We start from the raw sequence: 24230 nt of genomic DNA on the forward strand, positions 1-24230 counted from the left end.
TGTTGTTATTGTTCTTAGTTTTAACTTAGAGCGTCATTTTTATGGTGACGCCCATGTTTGCCTTTCATCGAGCCTAATAGTAAGTCCAAATAGTGATCACATAGATTGCTGATGTCAGTATTGGCCAGTACCAGACGATTGCCACACGTTTATAGCGCATTGAATTTAAGTCCAGCGCTTTGGCGCGATAATAGTAATGAGCAATTAGCATAAATACGGTTGCGATCACATAAAGCAGGAAATAGAACACTTCAAAATAGACGACTTCATTGATTTGTAAGTGTTCACGTATGCTGTAATGAGCGAGTAGTATGGTGAATACTACCGCCGTAATATTATTTCTTAGCTCACCATAAGGGGTGTAGGGCATACTGACGACACATGCATATAGCAGGCACACCATGACCATGACAGGTAATAATGTCGTGACAAATGGCCCTAAAAATGAGCGTTCAATATTGATTGAATAGTTTAGCTCAGGGCTAATCTCTTGGAAGCCATGCGCATTAATGCCAAAGTTGGTGTTGAAATGTTGATAGGTGTATTTGTAGTAGCTTTGCTTAAGTGTCCATTCTTCTAAAACGATATCTTTAGCAACGGCTGGGTTATCCGTTTTTCCCAGTTTTTCGTAGGCCTCTAAATCCGGCACTAAAACAGTATTGCTGCCAATGTTGCTAGCGGTTAACCGGATGACAATATTCTTGTGATCGAACGGGTACTTTGAGTAATCAAGTTCTTGACGAATAACAACCGAAAAATGCCAGCCAATAACTTCTTCCCCTGTGGGCAAAGTTTGTCGATATGCTAATTTTAAATCAGATTCTATCGCTTCGTTGAACGCGATTTCTGGCGATATCTGTTCAGGTCTAGGAGATTCAAACCTTTCCCAAACGATGCCAGTGAGATGGACGTTATTGGCATTGACAAACTCTAAGGAGTCGACCATCAGGCCAGTCGAAATATAGTCCGGCAGGTCTAAGCGCAATTGCGTAAGTTGGGCGTCATAGTTACTGATAAACGCTTCTCGCTGGGCGGTATTGGTGATCACTACCGTACTGTCTTCCTCCAACGTATTGAGACTGCGTGCAAACTCAAGTGAAGCGACAGTTCCTGTCACTAAGATGATGGATATCCAAATGTTATTTTGCGACCAATTAATTCGTTTATAACGGGTCAGCAATAAAATGATCAAAATCAATGAGGCAGCAATCCAACTGATTGCTCCTATATTGCTTTTGCGACGATAGTCTTTGTCCATTTGAAACATATCGGCAGACATGCGAGTGATAAGAATCCAATCGGTTTGCGGAATATGTGCACATGCCGCGTAATCTTCGTCGTTATCCATCACTTCGCCATTGTAAAAGGCATAAGTGAGATCGTCAGCGAAACACTTATCGATTTTATTGAGATAGTTAAAGCCGTCTTTGTGCTTAAGCGTATTAAGGTTTTCACCTTCGCGCACATGAGAAAAAACAGGGTGGGAGATTAAGTTTTGTTTGCTCGAAAAAATAATACCGTAGCCACCAGCGCCAAACTGAATTTGTTTTAAATCGGTGGTGAGGTGATCCAGTGATACATCGGAAGGCACAACACCGAGTGGTGTTTCGCCCGCCTCACGCGCCTTTTCTGATTGATAGAATGGCACCGAGTAAGTGGTCATCAGCACACTATTCACTGGTTCGTAATAGGGCTCTGTCCAAATTGGACCTTCTTTGAGCGGTCGGTTATACCAACTGAATTCGGTACTGTTTTGATCGTAGCCAGTTAATTCAAATTCTTTTTCTTCGTCGGTAAGGCGTTCATAATAAGGAGCAACGTATTTTCTTGCGGGATCAAAAGCATAGGGTTTGAATGTCGTGCTTAACGAAAATAAATTACTGTTTTGGTAAAACTCGTGGCGTAAAAAACCGAGTGTGTCTTGTTTATCTTCAAGGCGAGTGATGCGATCGGCAAAATTGTTCACATCATTCATGATGCCAGCAAGTTTTTCGCTAATTTGGTTAGCGGCATCAATAGTTTGCGTTTTTACTTCCGCGCGTACCGTCTTTTGAAAAACACTTGATTCTTGATAAATGAGATAACACGCGATAATCGCATTAACAAGGCAAATTAAGATGCCTGCTACTAACAATGGGGTAATGAACTTACCACTCACATTTTTCGCTAGCGTTGCGCTTTTTTCGTTAATAAGTTGCATGATAACTGTCAATACTTCACTTCGTTATCGCGGTGATTAGCAAATAGCCGCGAACATAACATTTTTGAGTTTGATTAGACTTCGTTACAATTGGGGGTGCCTGCTGCACTCATACCTTATAGCTTGCTCATTGCTTTTAGCTAACTAAAAGAGTTTGCTCGCCAATTTGTTAAAGTCTTTGTTTTACTGTAATTATGGGCATTTGGGAAAGGCTCTACAGAGGAATGACTAAAAGTACTTATTGTCTATGATTCCTTGCGAAGAGCCTCTATATGCGTTTGCCGAACTTACCCCGCAGGACTCATCGCTACCGTTTTTAATCTGGCGTCAATGTCTATAATTTCCTGCCTTAGCATGCGCTTTAAGTACCTCAAACCATCTTGTATATCACCTTTGGCTTTGACCATAAATTTGTTGATGGTGGAGCCAACAAGCTCACAAAATCGCTTAAATAACAGCACAATTCCTGTGATTAACACGCCAACAATGTTGGCGAACACAATAAGTACACCTAGTACAAACTTAATTAACTTGGTTAGTAGTTTAACGAGATAACTGAACGCTTTTTTCGCCCATTTCACCATGCTGTCCATAAAGCGGCGCAGCTTAGATTTAGAGTCTTCTACTTTACGGGCTAATTCTTCGTGGTTTTGCAATGGGTTGCTAAAGGTAAAGTCAATTTCTTCAACGTTTTTCAATCGTTTCGCTAAATTCTTCTTAGCTTTGAGGAGGTCTTTTTCCGTCGCTTGCTCAGATAAGTTGTGCTGATCATCTTTGAAGTTTTTAACGTTTTTGATTGCCGATTTACTACTCCACGCGCCTTTGCCTGCTTTGTAGGTAGCTTTAGCACCTGCTAATACATAAGCTCCTGTTTCAGCCGCACCACCAACGTGCAAGCCTGCACTCAAGGCACCTGTTGAGGTGCTGATCACATTCATCGCAATAGCGCCAGTTTTTGTGCGTTGGCTTAGCATGCGAAAATCTAACTTGGTTAAATCAACATTGGGATCTGCCTGCTTGGCTTTGATGAAACTGCGAATGAGTGTGGCAAATGACGACAATATATCGAATACTTTAATCCACTGTAAAATACACAAAATCAAGGTTGCGCCAAAAGATGCAACTGTCATTGCTGTAGTGGTTACCGCTGAAATGATCCCTGTCACCATTTCTTGCGTGTATTTCACCAGTTTTGCACGGTTAGCTTTACCACTGAAGCCTTCGTCAAATGCTCCTCGGTAACGGGTTTCTTTGTCCATAAGACCAATCACTTTGTAGGCGTTGTAAATGTCTTTTAGTGGAGCTAACCAACCTGAACGCTTAATAATGATTTGTTGTTTTCGTGCACGATCGGCAATGGGTAATAAGGCTTCGACATTATCTATGTTGTTGAAGCCCTCTAAGTTGGCACCACCTCTGATCGCCTCAAGATGTGTTTTTGCGAAAATCAGCATTTGCTTTTTCATGACTAGGCCAATTTCACGAAAGTCCTCTTTAAGAGACTGGAAAATAAGCCAAATGTCTTTTTCGTTAGCGATTTTTGTATCTTCTTTAGGCAGCGCTTGCTGTGCCGGGGAGGCAACAGGCACCCCTTTAAAGCAGTCATCTAGCTTGCTGTAATCACTAACCACCTTTTCTTCTTTATAAAGCGCTAAAAAGCATTGGATTTTACTGTTAAAAGGACCTTGCGTTGTTTGATAGGCTTGGGTTAATTCGTCTTCGCTTTTAAAAGGGGATTTCCTGTTGGCGGTTAACAGCGATTTTGTTTCGTTCCATTGGAAACAGAAACTGTCCCATTGCTGATCTGATAAATAAAATACCCACTCAAAGTTGTCCAACTTTGACATTTCTTGCTTTTTAAATTCTTTTAGCCCACCAGCTTTTTCGGTGATGGTTTCTATTGCTTTGAGGAAAGAGCGATTGTTGTTGCTGCGCGCGGCGTTGATTTTTGTTATCAGTGCGTCGAGACGACGTAACTTATCGTAATTAGAGGCATCGACGAGGTGAAGTACTTTACCGACTTTGCGGCCTGCTAAATTAAGCTTGCGAATGATAGACATAGAAATTCCCTACATACGTGTCGTCGCTATTTTTTACACCTGAACAAACAGGCAATAGCTTGTTATCGTTATTATGGTTGTTAGAGTAACGAGGCTTTGCCTGTAAAACAAAACCTACCACTGTGTTAATTGTTTGTATTTTGCTCATTTATAAAGAGAAACTGTTGATTAGTTGCTCACCTAGCCGCCATTTTGTGCGTTTAATGCCTGCGCAGTTTTATCTAAACGTGCTACGTAAAAGCTTTCGCTGGCTTGTTATGCCACGCTTAAATCATCGCCATTAAAATTGCCGCGTTAATGGCATGACCAACCATATTGTCAGGCGGCATCACTGCAGGTAAATCAGGCGGTGCGATAGAGCCGGTTCCTGACCAAAAAACAGCATAGCCTAACCATGCGCTCGGATATTCTCCCAGTCCTTTGCGATCAGACAGTTGTTGAGCGCGAATACGCAGCGTTTCATTCGGCGCAGCTACCCAACGTTCGACACAATCAAATATCTGTTCGTCATCTGCTTGCCAATCGATTTTTTGACGAAGGCAACTAAGCCCCCATTTTATTGCAGACATCACTGATAAACCGTGGGCGATAAACTGTATCGCATCGCGCTCAAGGCCAGCTTGTTGCAATTTCTCAACCGCCTCTGACGGTGTCATCTCATTCGTGACAAGCGCTTTGGCTTCGTCGGTCATCGGGTATCGGTTGACAATATGACCCGCATTCATTTGTGTTAATTGGCTGACAACTTTTGGCGTAATGATTTGCATTTTGTTAGTTCATCAATCGTTAATTAATTTTCACTAAAGCACCGGAAATCTGGGCCATGGCGGTACCTGTGAGTTTGGCCATGGCGGTTGAACTGAGTTCGGCGCCAGCAGTGCCTTCAACTTTTGCCATTGCCGTTGATTTAACATTGACCCCAGCGGTACCTTCTAAATTTGCTTGTGCGGTTGCTTTTAAATCAAGGTTCGCGGTCGCTTTAATTGACGTTGACGCGGTACTTGATGATTTCACATTGGTACCTGACAGGCTAATGTCACCGCTAGCGCTCAGGGTGATTTTTGATGCGTCTATGGTAATGCCCGAACTGCTAATTTTAATGCTGTTGCTACCTACTTTGAGCTCAATTTCTGATTTACCTTCAAGCGCAATCTTGTCAGCCGTTAAACCGTAGCCATTGGTGACCGTGATGGTTTGCTTGTCTTCGATCGCCGTGGTCTGCGTTTTTTTAATTGTTAATTTATCGTCAGCATTGACTAGTGTTGTCGCGTTGTTGGCAACTGTTATCGCGAGGTCTTTGCCTGAGGTGAGAGCAATTTTTTCTTCACCTTTTTTATCGTCAAAACACAATTCATGGCTTGTGTCTTGAGCAAAGCCGGTTTTAATCCCTGATTGTGTGGAGTCTTTTTGGTTGTACAGTGGCGTGTTCGAACCGTTGTAAACGCTACCAACAACAATCGGCTGGTCGATATCGCCATTGATAAAGTCGACTAATACCTCATCGCCAATACGGGGAATAAACTGCATACCCGCTTGGCTCCCCGCCATCAATTGAGCAACCCGCAGTAGGCAAGAGGCTGATTTAGTGTCGCTAACATCCCAATGAAAGTGGACGCGAATTTTGCCGTCTTTGTCTTGGTTGAGATCGCCTTTGCTGTCAAACGCGCCTGCATCTGTAACCACAACGGCGGTCATTAAGCCCGGCGCTTTGGGTTTCACTGGCATTTGCGGTGCGACGCTTAGGGTATTCTTGCGGCAGCTAATGGTGCATTTGTAGGTAGCTTGTGTCGCACTGCTGGTCACATTGATGACGTGCTTTAGGCCGATAACATTGTAATCACCTTGGAAGTCCGCATTTTGATGCTTGGCTAAGGTCAGTGTTTGCCCTATCAGCACTAGGTTCGAATCCGTCGTTGCTTCAATGTCTTGAGCACGACTTTCTTCACTGGCAATAAGCTGTTTTGCCAAGGTCGCAACGTCGGAGAAGTCAGCTTTATCGGTTGGTTGACCGTGAAATTCAAAGTGCTTATTTGAATAAGTGCTGACCGCGCTGTTAGTCAGTTGGCTACTCGCTTGTTCCGTTTTCACTTTATTACTGTTGTAACCCGATAAACTGAGCGATTTACGGGTGCTGCGCTGTTTCGTTCGCCATGTGCTGAGCAATAGGTTATTACTGTCTTTGACCTGTGCATGATCGAAGGTTGCTTGGGTGTTTTTGGTAATACTTGCCTCAGCAGATTGGATTTGTAGCGTGTGCTTGCCGCCTTCTTGAATAAAATAAAAAATAACGCCCGCTTCTGCCATAACCCGCAGGGCAAAGGCGAAATCAGTTTCATTGTACTGAGTACAATACTCTCGTTGTGTTGTCGGCATAGTGCCAAATTTGTACTGACCTTTAAAACCAGCGCTATCGAAGATGTCGGTTAATATGTCTTTGACCGACTTTGCTTGATAGATACGGTTGCAGCGATTTAATGTAAGCAACCAAAGCCAAGGCTTGATAATCAGATTAAACGATCGAATGCTGTCGGCATCTGTATCAACTTCGGTGATTTCTGTCACGTATCCGTGATAGTTGAGCAATTCGTTGGCGCGACCAGCAATATCTTGAAACCAGCTAATGGTCAGGGAATCGCCGAGTAAGTCGTCTAAGTCTTCACCATCGGTAACCACACTCGCATTAATGGTGAAATTGTTGTTGAGCTTTTGATTAATCGTGCACTTATTGATTCGATAGCTTTTATTGGTGCTCGATTTAGCTTCTAAATAGCTGGTGCTGCCAGCAACATAATTTTCCATTGCTTTTCTTACTCCTAGAATGTTGCTATGGCTGGCCGACGAGTTGGGACGGGATCGTTAAACGCCTGAAAAAATTCGGGTTGATGATATTGCTTGCTTTGTCTGCATCATTAACTTTGAGTTTAACACCTGTGGTTTTAGGGTAAGGTATGGTCAAGACCTCGCTCGCCGCGCCGTCTTGATATTTGGCAAGTAGTTGCATTGGCGCCCAAATTCCCTCAAATCTAGTGTTTTGGCGTTTGTTATTTTTATCTCGCATGCTGATAGTCATTGCGCTGTCTTGATAGTCTGTCGGCCATAGCGTCTTCTTACCAATCAATGGGCCATGAGTGTAATTTAATGCACTATCTGCGGTACTCAGTGTAAATGACATTAACTCAGGAGCCATTGATATCGGCGTATAGGTAATGTTTGTGGTGATCTTGTCGGCGCCGCTATACAACTGTTCGCGCATAGTTTTGTAGCCGGTAATAAAGGGCGAAATATCATTATTTAGCGTCAGTAGGTGTTGTCTGCCAAATAAGGCTAATTGTTGTTTGCCTTTGACCTCAACAAACTGGCTCAGCACTGATTGTTCAAATTTTGCTAATGCGCTATCGCTTGCAAAAAACTTATCTATGGCGCGAATATTTACGGCCTCTTCGCTGTCACTGAAAGGGAAGAAGGGAGCTAACTCACGCTGATAAGGTGCAACCACTTGCGTTTGCCATTGTGTGTTTAAGAAATTCACTATTTTGTTTTCCACATAACGGCTAGATTGCGCAACGATATTGTCAATCAGGTGATCAATCAGCGTTTGCTCGTAATCATTTAGCCAAAGGTTGGCAAATGCTTGATATGACTTTTCGTTAGTAACGTCTTCAAAATAGGCTTTACCTGGGATGACTTCATTGTCGGCTTTATCAAGCCACTCTTTCAGTGCTAACAAGTCTTTTTGAATGCTTTGATAGATCGCATCCACTTGCTTGGTTGAGCCAGAAAGCAGTAAGTTATCGTCAAAGGCTTGATTGATTTTGGTCGCTATTTCATTTTGCTCTTGCGCCATTAATGTGGTCAGTTCTTGCTTTTCAGGGAGCAAGTTATCAGCCACAGTTTCAACTTTTTTCAGTGTCGCAGCCAGTTTTTTAGGCGCTTTTACTTGCTGCTCTGGTGTTGGCTCTATTGTTATCAGTGGGATATTAACAAAGTGCCTAACCCCCGAATTTAGCTGCGGCAAAGGCGAGTCCTCAGCTTTGGTTAACGCTGCTAAAAGTTGTTTTAAGCCCATGTCTTCACGCGCTTTGATATGCGTTAGATACTCTCGCCAAAAGCCCACGTATTCATTGATATAGGTATATTTTAAATAGCTCCCCAAGCGTTCCATATCGCGTGGCTCTGGTATTTTTCTAAACAGGCCGTGATTGCGTTTTACTAAGGTTTGGAAAAAGCCCGAATTTGGGATAAAAGACAATTGCAGTAAGCCGCCTGGGGTATATAAATTAGGCACCAGAAAACTGGCATGAGTTTGGTCAAAGTAGAGTAGGTCTTTACCGCCACTTTGCAGCATGTTTTCACCAAATAATACCGAACGAACATCGTTGAGCTTACTAAATTCAGGTAAGTCTTCAATGTACTGATACAGCAACTGAAAGCGGTTTTGCGTTGATATTTCGGCATCAACAATGGCAATCAGCTCGTTGTTAACATCGAATGGCTCATACCCTAACTCAAATAAATCGGTCAGTAATATGGCAAACTCTCTTATCTGCTCACGAGACATAACACCGCTGTTCAAGAATGACTCGGTAAAATAATCAAGAATAATGTCTTGATTATCCGCATTGGCACTGGCAAATGATTCGTAAACATTTTCGATATTCAATACAGTTAAATAGTCTTTAAGCTCCAAGTAAACGAAGAGCTCTTCTTCTAAATAACTGCTAAGTGTCGGCTGCAATGCCATCACCAGTTGCTGCTGATATAAAGTGCGGTAATGCTTTTCGCGTTCGATGGAAGCGATAAACGGCATCACAAACCAGGGTTTGTCTTGCTCCTGCGCCTTAAATTTTCGATAGGCTTTTTCCAAAACTTCGAGCGGCCCAAGAATACTACTTGGCTCCTCTATATCGAATTTTTGTTGATTTAATACGAGTTTATATTCTTGATGAACCCGGTCGAATTGTGCGTGTAAGCCTTCATTGTAGGCAAAGTTCAAATAGCCGACCCAAGCGGCAAAGCCTAATAAAGCTGCCCCTGAGAATACCATTAGGCCCTGTTTTAGCCAGTAAGTAGCAACTTGCAAACGGTTAACAGGTGCTTTGAATGATTGCGCTAACACCCCATGCGTAAAGGCCTTTTGCAGTGATGCTTGCGGCTTTAAATTGGTACCGTGCACGACAGGTAAGTTAACTTGGTTAACATTGATAAGAGCATGTGCTGTTGCCAAATTGATGCGCTGCTCAGCGTGTTCACTTTCAACCAGATGTAAGCTAGTTAGCTGGTATGGGAGGTCGGCGCCATCAAACGATTGCAAGCTGGAAAAGAGTTGCTCAATTGACAGCTTTAGGTATTGCAACTGCATAGGACCAAGCAATTGTTTGCGCTTGAAGTCTTCGTCGAGCTGTAGCGAAACTTGCTTAATATTAGCGACAAACAGGCTCTTAAATAGTTCGTCATAGGCGGTGCTAAACACTGCTGTTTTATCGCTGTCGCCACAGGTGAGATCGATCGACAGCTGGGCGAAATCTGATTGCTCGTAGATCGCTTCTGCGATCCCGTCCAGTTTGTTGATACCCGATACAAAAACATGCAGAGGCGACAGAATGTCGCTTTGATTGTGAAGTTCTTCACAGCCGTGCTTGAAACGATCAATGAAGATATCTGTTTGCTTATGCGCTCTTTGTACTAAGTTAAAGGCGTCTAATATCAACATAGCGCCATTAACAGGTTGTTTAGGGCGTATTACCTTGAGCCACTCAACGAATAAACTCGTGTCGTAGTCTTGTTTCGGACTGAGCAGCCATACCAGTGCCCCCTCAACGTGATAAACCTTAATGTTGGCGGGTAAGTTGGGGACTTTTATTTGGTGAAACTGAGAAAAGTCGTGTTCACAAGTATCCTGCGCGCAAGCAAAAAACCAAGCGGTTTCATAAATATTACTCGGTAATTTCAACTTTTTCTTAATGTGTTGGTAACTGGCGTGTAGATACCTGCGCTGGCGCCTTCTCGTTATCGCTTTGGTTAACAGGTTCGCCATTGGGGGAATGGTATACATGGCGATGACCACAAACACTAGTGCTGCGACTAGCCACCACCAAGACATCGCCAACGGAAGAAAAACAATCGCCGTTGACAGCAATAACGCAACAATAACGACGATAATAGCCAAAATATGGGTCAGCTTACGGCTCATGGCTTGTACTCCTTAATATAAGGGACAAGTTGGCAGTGGTTTTGAAAAAACTGACTGACTGTATTTGCTTGTGTGTAACTTTCGGTAACATAACCGACAAATGTGCGTGTATCGGCGTGACCAAATTGCAATGGATAGGTATCGTTACTGCAATGAGACGTTAACTGTTGGGCCGCTGATTCACGATCATATACGCCTAGCTGTACTAAGTAACGTTTATCGGTTTTTGGCTTTGTTATTGGTTGATAAATTTCTGTTGATAATGTTGCTGTAGTTTCATTAGCGACAGGCGCACTTGAAACAACCCGCTGTTTTGCTGTGTCGCTTGGCTGTTGTTTGGTGACAGCCAATTCGGTGTCATTACTCATACTGCTTGCTTGACCAATGTAATTTCCTTGCCCAGTGTAGCTTCCTTGTCCAAGGTGACTTCCTTGACTAATAAAATCTTTTTGCTCAATAAATTGGGTTTTTGGCTGAATTGCTGTTAAATATTGGCGCGTTTCTTTTGCCATTTCACGGTATTCATCTTGCTGATTAGCATATAGCTCACTGAGCTCTTGTTGATAAACCCCTATTGCAGCGGTGAGTATCACAACACAAGTTAACCAAAACCATTTTGGCCGTATGCCCGGTTTGAGCAACATGCGATAGGGCTTTTTCACCACTTTACTGTAGGCGCTGTAGCGATGATTTTGGGTTTGTAACACACCAAATTCTGACAATGCATGGCTGACCTCAGCGATAAACTGGTTGAGCTCTATCGCCCGTCGGTCGTGGTACTTTCCCTTGAATCCCAGTTGCAACAACAGGTAGCTGATTTGCAGCAATTCAAGGTTATGACTGGGTTCATTCATTAGCTGTTTAACGAGCGTAAAAAACGTTTCGCCACTATTGCGAATGCCAAACAGTTGGCTAACTAACGTATTGTTTTCCCACGCAGTGGTGTCAATGTCACTTTCATAAATAACACGCTCGTCAAGAAACGCCGCCCACATAAAGCTGAGCTTATCCAGCAGTTGAGGTGACAAATTAAGCGATTGTCCCTGTGCTTTAAGCTGCTTTAAACGAGCCACAAGGTTGTGACGAAAAGCGTCAAGTGTTGCGTTGTCATCAATACAGCTAATCGCATCAATCTGCGGAAACAATGGCAAGCTTAGTTTTAGTAAAGGCTCATCCTGCCAGCTAAAATTAGCCAGCAATTGCGTTAGCGCTTCATTCTTTTCGTCAACCAATGAAAATTGATTAACGGTGTAGTTCGCCGAATGCATGATCAGTTAATTAAAAACAGTTTTACTGCGCTGATAAATAAACGGCTATCGATGTGTAAGGCCAATAACTCATTTTGTTCCAGTACTTGTTGCCAGAGGACGTCTTCGGTCTCTAGTTCAAAGTAATCTGTCAACGCTTGGCTTTTAAGCTCAGGCGGCGCATACATTAAAGGGTTAACGGCAATACCGGGCGTCGCGTTTTTGAGGCAACTGACAATCGATTTATTCCCCGCTAGCTTAAAGCCTGTGCGAAACACGTCTTTCGATATTTGACCATGATCAGCTGTCACCGCAATAATAACGCGCGTATTTGCTTCGAGCGCTGCGCCTTTGAGTTTGGCCAGCATCATGCGGCGACTGGCAAACAACGCGTCATCCCAAGGAATTTCAGTGACATTGCTTTGCTGAGTAATCGACAAGGTTGCTTTTAAGCGACTAAATACGGGTTGTAGCTGTTTGAATAATTGTTCGTTCTGCAGTGGTTGCCAAGGGCTTCGCTCGGTCAAGGTGACGCTGTTGAGTGCTGACTCGAACTGCTTTAACTCGAGGAAAAATCGCCCTAATTTATAATTCGGTGTACTTAGCACAGCTTCCAACCACGGTAGCCAGCGGTAGATGGCATCGAGCAATTGCTGATCTTGGTATAAAGCCAGTGATTTTTGGCTGTCGACCGCTGCTTGCAAACGGGTCAGCAATTGCGTGGCTTTGGCGTTGGCGAGAATCTCTAGTTCTTTTACTCGCTCAAGAATGTACTTTGAAGAGCCTACTGCCAAGCATTGTGGGATAAACGACTTATCTAAAATTACGTGGCCGTTTTCATCAACCTCTAAGACTTTGGCAACTGCGAGCTTGATGTAACCTTCCAAATTGTCATCGCTTAGCTTTAAGCCGATGTTGAGTGTGGCGGTTTCAACTTCAATCTGCTCTTGGTCATCAGCGCTTAAGTCATAAACTTTTTTGTGTGTCGTGATAAAACGCGAAGTTTGTGCTGAGTTGTTAAAGTTATTACGCCCGGCCAAGTACATGGGAACAACAAGATAAATCACGTTATCTACTGTACCTGCGGGAATGTCGATAACAATCTCTTCTGACAGCTCAAAATAACTGCTGTCAGGCAGTTGCCCTTGGCAGTTTGTAATCGATACTTGCCCCAGCTTTAAGGTGGCTTCGTTAAAGGAAATATTCGCTAATCCAAATTGAGGTGCTAAGTCCCCAACCAGCATATTTGTCGATGCTTGCAAACTAGTTTCAAGATGAGATTCCATCTGTTGAAAATGTTGCGGATATAGAAACGTCCCTTCGCGCCAAACAATTTTATTTTTCAAGAATGCTTAATCCCATTTTATTATTTTATCCAACAAGCTTTCTTCTTTTATCACGCTTAGCCTAACACCGGTCGACTGCAATCCCAACCAAATATCAGTTTCCGCTGAGATGTCTTCTGGTAGTTCAATAACGCTGCTTGTCACGAGATTTTGATAGTCAGTAAACTCAGCGACGACGGCTAAAAATCGCGTTGTTGGCAAGAGTTTGACGGTGATATCTTGTGTCGTTGCAGGCAGAATTGGGTAGATGCGTTTGAGCTCTACGAGCTGCTCTGCTAGCAACTGTTTGTCTGATTGAAACAGGGAGATAAAATCTGCCTGCTGAAAACGTTCAGCATTGGTCAATTGATAAACACGCAATGCCACAGGGTTGGCGGTATTATTAGCCCAATTGAGATTATCTGACGCTTCGACGCGCACGGTAATTGGCAGTGAATAGCGATCGAGTACGTCATCACTAGCGCAGGCTGATAAAAGCATGATAAATGAGAATATTGTTATTATTTTTGCAAACATTCGATAAGTAGTGCTTTAAACTGTCGCTTAAAGTGGCCTTCGTTGTGCTTTCGTTGGTAGTATTTTTTATAGGCTTGCCACTGTTTTCCACTCTTGAAAAAACTGGGCTGGCCGACCATTTCTTCGATTAACGCGGGGTCAAATTCCTTAATAAATTCATCAACTACACCGTCTAGCATACTAAGCAATTTCTTTTGTTGAATCCAAGGGTTTTGCGATATTTCCAACAAATGATCTATTTTGTCCGAAAGTGCGCCAACGGAGCTGTCAGGGGCTTGATTTGTATTATTAGCGTGCGCAAGCTCGTCGTATGCTAAAAATGCTGCCTGTGCCTCTTCGGTCAGCGGCGCTTGATGATCAGTCGGCGCATCACCAAGCCCGGCTAAAATATTATTGGCATCAAAATCAATCTCTTGGTAATTGACTGGCTCGATAACTTCTTCTACTGGTTTAATCGCTTGCTCACAGGAAAATAGTACTGTGTAGTTTGCAACCGCAATGATATCGCCATCGGCTAAGGCTTTTTCCATTGAGCTAATGATTGGGCGACTGTTAACGACAACATCATCGACATGGGCTTTGAGTAAGTACTGACCTTTGTCAGCGCTGAGCGTAATACTTGCCCATATTTCATCACTCTGGCTTTGCTCGGCCGTCAGGATTAAATCGCATTCAATTGAGCTCCCGAGTGTGACAGTGCCGTCATTGATCGTGGCGACCCGTGTCACTAATTTCACGTCAGCAGGGCTTTCGGTAACTTGTAAAATGGCTGAAGTCATTGAATTCATTCCACTTAGTTATTTGTTGTTGAAATGAGGCAGTTAGACGCCGCCAAATTAAAAGAAGCCAAAAATCTTGGGTTCTTTTGTAAGAATGCTGTTGAAAACAAAACACCTAAATCAATGGTTTGAAAAGGTGTTCGGGTAAAACTCAAGTTACCTACATTCGCTCTATTTTTTTGATACTCAAAGACATGCTCGTCGATTAAGATGGCATCAACTTCGTGATTGATTAGCATTTTTACGAGCGATTGTGAATTCTTAGGCTTCATTCGCACATTGTATTTTTGTCGTTTGATCATAAACCACTCGTCGGAGCCAAATTCAGCGGCGACGCGATACCTTTGATACAAAGGGTTGTCTTTAGTGACATCGAGCTTGGTTCCTGAAAAATACCAATAGAGATTCTTCGTCGCCAGCGTGGTGGAAAGTTCACCGTAGTCTTTACGCGTATCGTTCATCGAAACGGCAAAAATGCCGTCTATCTTGCCCGTTCGTAGGCTCAGTTCATCGTCAACCCAACCACCAAATTCTGCGCGATAGGGGGTTTCCATCCGATTGAACGCGCATTGCAGTTGGCGAATAACACGGCCCTTAATTTCACCGCGCTCAATATAATGGTGCGGATAAACATCGTGAGTGGCCAACATCACAGTGCCGTCAGCAATTGCTGTGCGGCACTGAGCTAGCAGTAACAATAAAACAACGAGCAATTTAACATGCTGGTTTTTGGCGATATGTATATTCAAGGTGTCTTCTATCTCTTGGAATCGTTTGCCAGTGAGCTACTCGACAACTAGCTCAAAACTAGTGCCATCATCACTACCCGTTACGGTTACTTTAGTAATGGGTAATCCTTGGCTGATGCGCTCAATGCAGTGCTCAGCAAGCTGTGGCATTAGGTGACGATTAACAATTTGTTCAATAGCTCGGCCGCCAATAGTCGGCTCGTTGCCTTTGTTGACGACGTAGCTAACAAAGTTTTCGTCGTAGTCTAATTCAGCGCCATAAGTTTCATCTAGTTTATTGGCGACGCGGTTAAGGGAAATACCACAAATTTGCGCTAGTTCCTGCTCATTTAATGGGTAGTAAGGAATGATGTTGGTACGTCCTAAAAATGCAGGTTTGAAGTATTCTTGCAATGCTGGGCGAATTTCATCAACCAAATCGACAATTTCCGGTCGGTTTTGCGAGCGCTCACAAACATCAACAATAGCGCTATCGGCGGCGTTCGAGGTCATGATAATAAGGGTGTTTCTAAAGTCGATATTGCGGCCTTCACTATCTTGTATGCAACCTTTATCGAAAATTTGATAGAACAAGTCGTGCACGCTTGGATGCGCCTTTTCGACTTCGTCTAACAGCAATACGCAATATGGGTTGCGTCGAATCGCCTCGGTTAACACGCCGCCTTTACCGTACCCAACATAACCTGCTGGCGAGCCTAATAGTTGAGAAACTTTGTGAGCTTCTTTAAATTCGGTCATGTTGATGACAGTCATATCCTGTTCACCACCATATAACAGTTCAGCAAGTGACAGAGCGGTTTCTGATTTACCTACACCGCTTGGGCCACACATTAGAAACACGCCAACGGGTTTGCGCTTGTCCGTTAAGCCAGCGCGAGAAACACGAATGCTTTTGGCGAGCTCATTCATCGCATGGCTTTGGCCAATAATTCGGGTATGTAGTGACTCTTCTAATTGTAAGAGTTTATTAACCTCTTCTTTCATCAAGTTGCCAATAGGAATACCTGTCCAAGCACCGATCACTTCGGCAATCGTTTGCTCATCAACAATAGCGTGAACCATAGGCGATTCGCCTTGCAGTTCTTTGAGCTCTGCAAGCAGATTTGAAAAATCATTGCTGGTTGCCAGCTCGCCATCTTCGGATTGTTGTTGAATGTCAGCCAGTTGATTGACGAGCGCAGTTTCTTTCTGCCACTGAGTATTTAACGCGTCTAATTCTGTTTCAAATCTAACTTTTTGCGTGCGCTTTTCTGCAATGGCCTCAGCTTGGTTATTGAGCATGGCGTTTTCTTTTGACAATGACGCTATTTCATTGTCCAAATAACGGATCGCTTGTTGGGTCGATTCGATAGCAGCTGGTGTTGCACTTTGCGTCAACGCAATACGCGCGCAGGCGGTATCTAAAATACTAATTGCTTTATCTGGTAATTTTCGACTGGGTAAATAGCGAATAGATAGGTTAACGGCTGACGTTAATGCAGCTTCGGTAATAAACACCTTGTGATGTTTTTTTAATGAGTTAGCCACACCGCGCAGCATTTGCAGTGCGTCTTCTGCATTGGGTTCTTCAATTTTGACCACTTGGAAGCGACGCGTTAAGGCTGGATCTTTTTCAAAGTACTTTTTGTACTCTTCCCATGTCGTCGCGGCTATGGTTCTAAATTCACCGCGTGCTAGTGCTGGTTTTAATAAGTTAGCGGCATCGTTTTGACCCTCTGCACCGCCAGCACCAATCAAGGTATGGGCTTCATCGATAAAAACGATAATGGGTACTTCTGACGTTTTTACTTCGTTAATCACATCTTTTAGGCGATTCTCAAACTCGCCTTTAACACTAGCCCCCGCTTGTAACAAACCTAAATCCAATGAGTGAATTTGCACACCTGCGATAATCGATGGTACCTCGTTATTCGCGATTTTTTGTGCGAGCCCTTCAACAACAGCTGTTTTACCCACCCCTGGTTCTCCAACGAAAATCGGGTTGTTTTGTCGCTTTCTGCATAGGATGTCGATGGCTTGGCGAACCTCTTCAGAGCGACCCGAAATGGTGTCTAGCTCGCCGTTTTGCGCTGCGGCGGTTAAATTAACTGTGTATTTATCTAATGCACCTGATACCACTTGCTGAGGAGCGCCAGATGCGCCAGATTTATTCGCTGTTTTAGCGGGTTGAGCCAAGCTTTTGATCGTCTCTTTAAGACTTTCTAGTGAGATACTCTCTAGTGCTTGAAAGTCTCGTTGTCTGACGCCAAAATTATCGGGCTGTAACACCGCGAGTAATAAATGCAAACCAGAAACGGCGCCGTGATTAAATTCAATAGATGCGAACAGCCAGGCAGACTTGATTAGCTCAATAATGTCTGGGCTAATGGTTGGCTGACCTGAATGCACTTTATCGAGTTTTGCTAAGCGTTGTTCAAGCTCGGCTACTAAGTTGGCAACGTTAACGCGCTGGGCTTCTAAAAATTGTTGTAATTTAGGATCGCGACCTTGCAGTAATGAGCATAACCAGTGTTCAATTTCGATCGCACCAACTTCCGATTTCATTGCATCTGCCGCGGCATATTCCAATGCATTCTTTAAATTGCTGTCGAGGTAGTTAACAAGTTTGGCGATCGAAACGTGTGACATAAGGTTCCCTTTTAGTGCTTTCTAATTCGTTGTAATTGATTTTTTTGCGTAGTCAGCAACTGGGCATTACTGCCAAGCACTACTGCGTTTGTATTCTTTTTATTAAGTGACGCCGGGCTCACTCGGTGACCGTGGTATTGTGCGATGACATCAACAGATGCGTGCTCAGAAAAGCACTGGCGACAAAATTCTTTGATTTGTTCAAGGTGCTTTGCCGCCGTGCTACCAGCAACTGAAAATTGTTGGAATTGATCTGCATCACTTACTTTTATTGTCACTGTAACTTTATGGCTGAGCTGCGGGTACTTATGGCCGAGCACTGTACCTCGGCCAATCTGAGTTTGTCCCAATTGGCTGCGTGCCGCCACTGGTATAACTTTCCACTCAATATTGTCGGCGAAAATTTCGAATTTGTATGGAAAGTAGAAACCCAGCATTCGATGAATGGTATTGAGTGAGCGACCTGAATGCCTATTGAGTAAGGTTGCAGGCACTGTGTTGTAGTCGCTATGCTCAAAGTTCATTGAGGCAAAATACTGGTTCAGTAGCGCTTGTTGGTCTTGTGTGCTTTGCGTTTGCTCCGCGCGATACACCACGGAAGTCATCTCAGCTTTAGCGTGGCGAAGCTCGACAAATCGCTGCTCGAAATAGGAGAGAAACGAAAAGAAGGCTTCGTTTGCACGATGAAAGCTTAGCTTCAGCCAATCCAAAATAAAGTTGGGTAGCCCACCTCTAACACCAAATAGCCCTTTGTCTTTGGACTCAACGAGATAACTGCCATCTGCTGCCTGTTCATAACGGCAGTATTGTTCGTGGTAGTGGTCAGAAAATAGCTCGCTTTGATAGCGGACAGGTTTATCAGATAGTGCGTTGGCAAGTCGCTTCAATTGAAACGATGATCGCACCCTAGCCATTACCCCTTTGCCTAAGCGCATGCTCGAACTCCGAGTACAGGCTCAAAATTAATTGGCAACCAATTAAAGTGGGTAAACTCTACCGTTAACTTGAATGAGCGATCGAATGAGGTAATTGAGGCAAAAAATAGATTGAGTAATTGTGAAAACAAAAAGTAATCAGCGTTTTGCTCTGCGTTATTAAACAATAATTTAAGTTCAATACCGGGCACAAACAACATGCGACCTTCCACCAAAAACGGTGCGTTCACTTTTGTTAGATTAAGCGCTTCTATACTGTCTAGCTCAACGTATTTGCCATTGTTGTAGGTAAACAAACGCAAAAATTGCACTAATCGCGCTTTTGCATCAGGTTTATCGATCATCGCTGATAGGTTGAACGACATTAACTTGAGAAAATCCCAATAGTGGTGCTCTGGAATATCGGTACTATTGGGGGTGAAGTTGACATCATTAATGTAAAGCTCCCCCGGCAGTGCCTCTTGTGCATCTGCGACAAACTGGTTACCAATATGCACCAAGGAATGGAGATTACTATTGCTGCACGTAATATTGGCAAAAGCGGTAAAACCATTTGACTCGCGAGTTAATGCTTTGTTGATTGGCAAAACAACATGGTGCTCGAGGTTGCCGTTGGCGGAAATTTTTTGCTTACCTGACCAATACCAATCTTGTTGGTAATTGATGTGTTCGCTGCCAATTACCGGTTTAATGCGCTCTTGGCTTGCACTGTTCACTTTGTACAAGTCATCAACGCTATATACTTCGAGATTATTGCCGACACTGGCATCAGCAATAATGGGGTACGATAATTCTTGATGAGTGACTGAAATAGGCTCAGACACCTGCTTAAATAAATTGGTCATCAAGAAGCGATTAACCGAAACTTGGATATCCGTTTTTGCCATCAGCTCTTGGGCAAATTCATCTAAATAAAGATCAAGAAAATAGTGGCTGCTTGGTGCTAATTTTCCTGCCGTTTTATGCTGTAAGTGCACGTAATTACGCTTGTCAGCGATTGTGAAAAACTCTTTCAGCTGAAAATAAATTGCCAGCTCATTGTCGCTAATCGGTGAGAACAGCGCTTGTTGGTCATGAGCAATTGGGGTGAAACTTTCTTTCGGTATGCTAATCGAGGTTTGTTGCACATCGCAAGTGAGTGCGATGTTAGACAAGGATTGCATAATAATATCTAAGTTGCATCGGCCTGTTCGACTATGACCAAAATGTAACTGAAGACCTGACGATAGCAGCGTGTTGATGTCTACTTCATCGTTGACTAAGTCAATATTCACTCGCAAGCAATATTTGACTTTACCGTGGTCGATATCAACTGGCGTCGGGTGATTAAACGGGGTTTGTTCGAATTGAGTCCCTGTGATGGTCAAGGGTGACAATACCGTTGCTATCGGATGTGTAAACTTTGCCTGCTGGCCCGCTAAATCAAAACTAACTTCACCGCCTTTGCCTAAAACTACGGGTTTGGTGAAATCGTCGGGATTGTGGACAAAAGTACAAGCAATAGTTGCTGGTACTTGTTTAAATAGGTTCGGTGATGTGACTTCAATGAACTCTTCAATATGACGATATTTCAGTTGATCAATTTCTTGTGCGTTTTTGGCACTTACCCAAGCGAAACTTTCAATGAGACGCGTGACATTAGGATCTTCTTGGCCTTTGTTGTTTAGATTGAGAATCTCGGCTTCTTTTTGAAATTTAAGGCGAAATGCCTCTAGCCCTTGACGAATACCAGAGAGCTCCTGTTCAAAATACTTGAGCATTTTATTCATCATATTGGCTGTCGTTCTCTATCAGTACTTTCATTTCTGTTAGATCGATATCCGTATCCAACATCAGTTTTTCATTTTTACCATTAACCTCGCGCGTCGCAGAGATCAAAAAGCGCAAGGTATTAGTGAGCTTATGACTGCTTTCATTGTCAATATATTGCACTGCTATATTTGCTAGTCTCGGTTCAAATTGAACTAGCTTGTTTTTGACTCTCAGCGCTATCTGCTCACCTGAATTAACCCGACTAAACAGGGCGATATCTTCGATGCCAAAACACAAATGAGATTGATGGCTAAGTCGCGCTGGTCCCTCAAACAAATAAGCGGCCTCTGTTTTTAATATCAGACCGATGTTTTGGTAAATTGCTAAGATGTTAGTATCAAGTACGTCGACATTTTCTTCGGCATAAAACGCTCTGTAAAACCCCATGGCTATCCCCTTATCAATCTGTCGAAGTCGAGAGACTTACCATTGAGGTAACTCTGTCGTATTGATATTGAGGTACTAGTTCAATCTGGCAACTGTAGCGCCTTTCGCTGGCGTCTTCTTCAACCACTTTAACGGTGGCAGATTGCAGCGGCATTGTTGCCAGAGTTGCTTCATCGGTCACGATCGAATTTGAGCAGTATTGCTCTAACCAATGATTTAACTGATTTTCACAATCATGAGGCTCCATCATAGTACCAATCATGGCGCGCAGTTGTATTTTGAGGTAATGAGCAATTCGGCAGATCATTAGTGTTGTTTGTAGCAAAAAGCGATTTTCACTGCCTGATTCTTTACGCACTGAGTTGTTCGATTGAAAGAAATATTTTTCGTTCAAAGGATTGTAAAAGACACCAATAAAGCCCTGTTGCGCAAGATAGGTTGCCGTCTCGCCAGAGAGCCGCGTTCTGAAATAGGGACGGTCGAGCGGTCTAACACTACTTAGGGCAAAAGTACCAATCGTACTTCCCCCTAATGAATTCACTTTTCGAGACTTTAAAAAACCAAACCACCTGACGCGATTAAACTCAAGCATCACGTTTTTGATGAATGTCATGGCGGCGTTACCCCAGAGGTGTGTTTCATTATGGATTTCGTTAAAAATGAAATTCGCACTGAGTTGTCGGTAACGTTCTCGAATAGCTACTTTATTAAACACTAGTCCGATAAACTGGGTGTTACTCAGGGTTCGTAGTCGGTGCCAACCATCAAAATCGCTGCTAGCTAAAACACGCGAGACGCGCTCTAGATCTGATAAATACATTTCACCTTTGGCGCCAAAAAAGTTTTCATCAACATCTAAAACAAATGGGCATAAGCTCCTTTCGCCCAGCTCTGCCAATAATTCAAGCGTATATAAATCGTCAAATTCATTGTCATAGTTCAGTTCTAGACTAAATTGATGATCTACTGCAATCAGGCCGTACGGCTCACCTCCCAACGTATTGAACTCTTTGTTGGCAACTAAATTGTAGAGTTTGGATTGCTTGACCGAAGGCGAGATATTCAAATCTTGTGAAATTTCTGACCAGCTGATATTCAATATTTTCACTTTGACGGCTTGGTAGTTCACCGGTAAGTGAATTAATTCATGTAAACTGCGCCAGCGAGACTCTAGTTGCTCAAAGGCTGGGTGCGTGATTATTTCGGTTAACTGAGCACTCACTTTTTGGTCGATTTGAGCCATCAAGTATTTAACTTGTGCAATTAGCGCAAAGCGCTTACTTGCTTGTGCTTCAATAGTTAATGACGACACTGGACTACCTAAAATGCAATAAAGAAATGCTAGTGACTGTTTACTTGATAGAGAAAAGGCGCCACAAAGTATGGCGCCTTTGATACTCGATTATTTAACCTGGAAGGCTAGCTACCATGCGCACAGATGTGGTTAATTCTTCCATCTGTAACCATGGGCGCAAGTGTGCAACTGCCGAGTAAGCCCCAGGGCGACCTGGTTGCTCGATAACTGAAATACTTGCTTCAGCCAACGGAGTTTTCGCACGTTCTTCATTACCCATAGCACCTGAGTTGGTGTACATAGCAATCCACTCACTCATTTGTTTCTGGATATCAGCTGCTTCCATATTAGAGCCGATGTTATCGCGACCCATAACCTTTAGGTAGTGGGCGATACGGCTACTGGCCATAATGTAAGGCAAACGGGCAGAAATCGCTGCATTACTGGTGGCATCAGGGTCTGTGTATTCTTTGGGTTTCTGCGTGGTTTGACCGCCCAAGAACACGCCGTAGTCGGTGTTTTTGTAGTGAACCAATGGCATAAAGCCTAAATCGCTCAGCTCTTTTTCGCGTTCATCGGTTAGGTTAACTTCAGTCGGACATTGTTGGGTAATGTCGCCAGCGTCAGTTAAGTAGGTTAAGTTAGGCAGTGCCTCAACTTTACCGCCATTGTCCATACCGCGAATAGCGGTACACCAGCCGTAAGCTTCAAAGGCTTTGTTCATATTAAGGCCTAAGTCGTAAGCTGCATTAGACCACACGATTTCGTCGTTGCTTTGCGGTTTAGGATTACCTGCGCTGTCTACCCCTAATTCTTCAAAGTTAAACGACTTTATTGATTTGCCTTTGGCGCCGTATGGCATGCGCGCCATGGTACGCGGCATCGTCAAGGTAACATAACGCGCATCGTCACTTTCGCGGAACGAGTTCCAAGAAGCGTAACTAGGCGAGTCAAAAGCTGGCGCAATTGGCTTACCTTCGTCGAAGGTTTTGAAGCTGTTCAATTCAAACATTTCAGGGGATGCTGCGGCGATAAATGGTGCGTGACTTGCTGCGCCAACTTCACCCATATAGCGCAATAACGCGACATCTTCATCGCTTTGTGAGAATTCGTAGTCACCGAGTAATAAACCGTATGGCTCACCACCAGCGGTGCCGTATTCGTGTTGATAAAGCGAGTTAAAAATTGGGCTGCGATCGACTGCTGGCGCATCTTCAAATTGCTCTAATAACTCGTCTTTTGAGATGTTAAGCAGTTTTACTTTCTGCGATGTGCCTAATGCGCTGTTGCGAATAAGTTTTTGTAAACCTAACCAAGAGCCTTCTAATTGCTTGAATTCATCTTGCTGCATGATGGCAGAAAGTTGAGCAGACATTTTTTTGTCAATCGCGGCTACTGCATTAGCAATGGTATCAGTTAAGTTCTTATCCCATGTTACTGTTCCTGACATCGCTTCTTGTGTTAGCGAAGTTAACAGTTCTTTGGTGCGATCCGGTGCCGTTTGGCTGGTTGCATTAATGGCTTGATCTAAAAACGATAAACTTTCGCCACTAGCACTGCCGCCTTGTTCTAATTCTTCAGACATTACTCTTCTCCCTTGACGCCAAGTTCATCTGACAGCGCACTTAACGAGTCAGCGCTTTGTAAGATGTCTTTTAGTAATTTTTCAAAGTCGCGTGAACGATCCGCTTTACTAAGCAGTTCATTGAGTTGATTACGCGTTTCTAGCAGCTTTTTAAGTGGCTCAATTCGTTCAACAAGGGCGTCAGGCTCAAAGTCTTTCATCGAATTAAACGCTAAGTTAACTTCAAACTGGCTATCGTCTTCTTCGATCACGTTATCAACTTTGAGCGACAACTCTGGTCCAATGCGACTCAATACATCGTTAAAGTTGTCTTGATCCACTTGGATAAATTCGCGATCTTCGACGTCTTTAGGATCTTCTTTCCCACCGGAAAAGTTACCCATCACCGCTGACACGAATGGTAGTTCTTTTTTCTCTGATGCGCCGTTAGTTTCAACGTCGTAAGTAATACTTACGCGGTTTTTACTCACGCGTTTATGTTGTGAATTTAAGGCCATGATTT

Annotated in this window: 17 protein-coding genes; all 17 read right to left on the reverse strand. The window is 43.5% G+C overall.

Going from position 1 to position 24230, the window contains the following annotated elements; genetic code table 11:
* Positions 1-73: 73 nt before the first annotated feature.
* The gene (locus ACSLUR_RS01555; protein ID WP_448551180.1) at positions 74-2200 is read right to left on the reverse strand and encodes a PDC sensor domain-containing protein; all 2127 of its coding nucleotides are present in this window, start codon (positions 2198-2200) and stop codon (positions 74-76) included.
* A gap of 287 nt (positions 2201-2487) precedes the next feature.
* Positions 2488-4260, reverse strand: coding sequence for a hypothetical protein (locus ACSLUR_RS01560; RefSeq protein ID WP_448551182.1), 1773 nt, complete (start codon positions 4258-4260; stop codon positions 2488-2490).
* Between the two features lie 266 nt (positions 4261-4526).
* A complete protein-coding gene (locus tag ACSLUR_RS01565) occupies positions 4527-5027 on the reverse strand; it encodes a DUF6931 family protein (protein ID WP_448551184.1) in 501 nt (166 codons plus the stop codon).
* 19 nt (positions 5028-5046) lie between these two features.
* Positions 5047-7059, reverse strand: coding sequence for a type VI secretion system Vgr family protein (gene tssI, locus ACSLUR_RS01570; RefSeq protein WP_448551186.1), 2013 nt, complete (start codon positions 7057-7059; stop codon positions 5047-5049).
* Positions 7060-7084: 25 nt separating this feature from the next.
* Entirely contained in the window at positions 7085-10450 is a 3366-nt protein-coding gene (locus ACSLUR_RS01575) for an ImcF-related family protein (RefSeq protein WP_448551188.1), read from the reverse strand.
* Positions 10447-11718 (reverse strand): DotU family type IV/VI secretion system protein, encoded by a 1272-nt coding sequence (locus tag ACSLUR_RS01580; RefSeq protein WP_448551190.1) that lies wholly within the window; start codon positions 11716-11718, stop codon positions 10447-10449. Before ACSLUR_RS01580 ends, ACSLUR_RS01575 begins: the two co-directional genes overlap by 4 nt.
* A 2-nt stretch (positions 11719-11720) precedes the next feature.
* Positions 11721-13043, reverse strand: a complete 1323-nt coding sequence (gene tssK / locus ACSLUR_RS01585; RefSeq protein ID WP_448551192.1) for a type VI secretion system baseplate subunit TssK — start codon at positions 13041-13043, stop codon at positions 11721-11723.
* Between the two features lie 6 nt (positions 13044-13049).
* Complete coding sequence (gene tssJ / locus ACSLUR_RS01590) at positions 13050-13559, reverse strand: type VI secretion system lipoprotein TssJ (protein ID WP_116015121.1); 510 nt, start codon at positions 13557-13559, stop codon at positions 13050-13052.
* On the reverse strand, positions 13544-14338 hold the full coding sequence (locus tag ACSLUR_RS01595; RefSeq protein WP_448551195.1) for an FHA domain-containing protein: 795 nt from the start codon (positions 14336-14338) through the stop codon (positions 13544-13546). The genes tssJ and ACSLUR_RS01595 overlap by 16 nt, the downstream gene beginning before the upstream one ends.
* A gap of 14 nt (positions 14339-14352) precedes the next feature.
* On the reverse strand, positions 14353-15087 hold the full coding sequence (locus ACSLUR_RS01600; RefSeq protein ID WP_448551197.1) for a transporter substrate-binding domain-containing protein: 735 nt from the start codon (positions 15085-15087) through the stop codon (positions 14353-14355).
* 36 nt (positions 15088-15123) lie between these two features.
* Positions 15124-17715, reverse strand: a complete 2592-nt coding sequence (gene tssH / locus ACSLUR_RS01605; RefSeq protein WP_448551199.1) for a type VI secretion system ATPase TssH — start codon at positions 17713-17715, stop codon at positions 15124-15126.
* 11 nt (positions 17716-17726) lie between these two features.
* On the reverse strand, positions 17727-18650 hold the full coding sequence (locus ACSLUR_RS01610; protein ID WP_448551201.1) for a type VI secretion system baseplate subunit TssG: 924 nt from the start codon (positions 18648-18650) through the stop codon (positions 17727-17729).
* A complete protein-coding gene (locus tag ACSLUR_RS01615; protein ID WP_448551203.1) occupies positions 18641-20422 on the reverse strand; it encodes a type VI secretion system baseplate subunit TssF in 1782 nt (593 codons plus the stop codon). Before ACSLUR_RS01615 ends, ACSLUR_RS01610 begins: the two co-directional genes overlap by 10 nt.
* On the reverse strand, positions 20412-20849 hold the full coding sequence (locus ACSLUR_RS01620) for a GPW/gp25 family protein (RefSeq protein WP_448551205.1): 438 nt from the start codon (positions 20847-20849) through the stop codon (positions 20412-20414). The genes ACSLUR_RS01615 and ACSLUR_RS01620 overlap by 11 nt, the downstream gene beginning before the upstream one ends.
* Positions 20850-20862: 13 nt before the next feature.
* The gene (locus tag ACSLUR_RS01625; protein ID WP_448551207.1) at positions 20863-22161 is read right to left on the reverse strand and encodes a type VI secretion system contractile sheath domain-containing protein; all 1299 of its coding nucleotides are present in this window, start codon (positions 22159-22161) and stop codon (positions 20863-20865) included.
* Between the two features lie 94 nt (positions 22162-22255).
* Positions 22256-23728, reverse strand: a complete 1473-nt coding sequence (tssC, locus tag ACSLUR_RS01630; protein WP_116015112.1) for a type VI secretion system contractile sheath large subunit — start codon at positions 23726-23728, stop codon at positions 22256-22258.
* On the reverse strand, positions 23728-24225 hold the full coding sequence (gene tssB / locus ACSLUR_RS01635; protein ID WP_116015111.1) for a type VI secretion system contractile sheath small subunit: 498 nt from the start codon (positions 24223-24225) through the stop codon (positions 23728-23730). Before tssB ends, tssC begins: the two co-directional genes overlap by 1 nt.
* Positions 24226-24230: the final 5 nt, after the last annotated feature.

The sequence above is a fragment of the Thalassotalea montiporae genome (assembly GCF_053485855.1).

Coding starts and splice junctions, on each gene's coding strand:
- ACSLUR_RS01555 (WP_448551180.1), bottom strand. CDS start 2,200: ATGCAACTTATTAACGAAAAAAGCGCAACGCTAGCGAAAAATGTGAGT.
- ACSLUR_RS01560 (WP_448551182.1), bottom strand. CDS start 4,260: ATGTCTATCATTCGCAAGCTTAATTTAGCAGGCCGCAAAGTCGGTAAA.
- ACSLUR_RS01565 (WP_448551184.1), bottom strand. CDS start 5,027: ATGCAAATCATTACGCCAAAAGTTGTCAGCCAATTAACACAAATGAAT.
- tssI (WP_448551186.1), bottom strand. CDS start 7,059: ATGGAAAATTATGTTGCTGGCAGCACCAGCTATTTAGAAGCTAAATCG.
- ACSLUR_RS01575 (WP_448551188.1), bottom strand. CDS start 10,450: ATGAGCCGTAAGCTGACCCATATTTTGGCTATTATCGTCGTTATTGTT.
- ACSLUR_RS01580 (WP_448551190.1), bottom strand. CDS start 11,718: ATGCATTCGGCGAACTACACCGTTAATCAATTTTCATTGGTTGACGAA.
- tssJ (WP_116015121.1), bottom strand. CDS start 13,559: ATGTTTGCAAAAATAATAACAATATTCTCATTTATCATGCTTTTATCA.
- ACSLUR_RS01595 (WP_448551195.1), bottom strand. CDS start 14,338: ATGACTTCAGCCATTTTACAAGTTACCGAAAGCCCTGCTGACGTGAAA.
- tssH (WP_448551199.1), bottom strand. CDS start 17,715: ATGTCACACGTTTCGATCGCCAAACTTGTTAACTACCTCGACAGCAAT.
- ACSLUR_RS01610 (WP_448551201.1), bottom strand. CDS start 18,650: ATGCGCTTAGGCAAAGGGGTAATGGCTAGGGTGCGATCATCGTTTCAA.
- ACSLUR_RS01615 (WP_448551203.1), bottom strand. CDS start 20,422: ATGATGAATAAAATGCTCAAGTATTTTGAACAGGAGCTCTCTGGTATT.
- ACSLUR_RS01620 (WP_448551205.1), bottom strand. CDS start 20,849: ATGGGGTTTTACAGAGCGTTTTATGCCGAAGAAAATGTCGACGTACTT.
- tssC (WP_116015112.1), bottom strand. CDS start 23,728: ATGTCTGAAGAATTAGAACAAGGCGGCAGTGCTAGTGGCGAAAGTTTA.
- tssB (WP_116015111.1), bottom strand. CDS start 24,225: ATGGCCTTAAATTCACAACATAAACGCGTGAGTAAAAACCGCGTAAGT.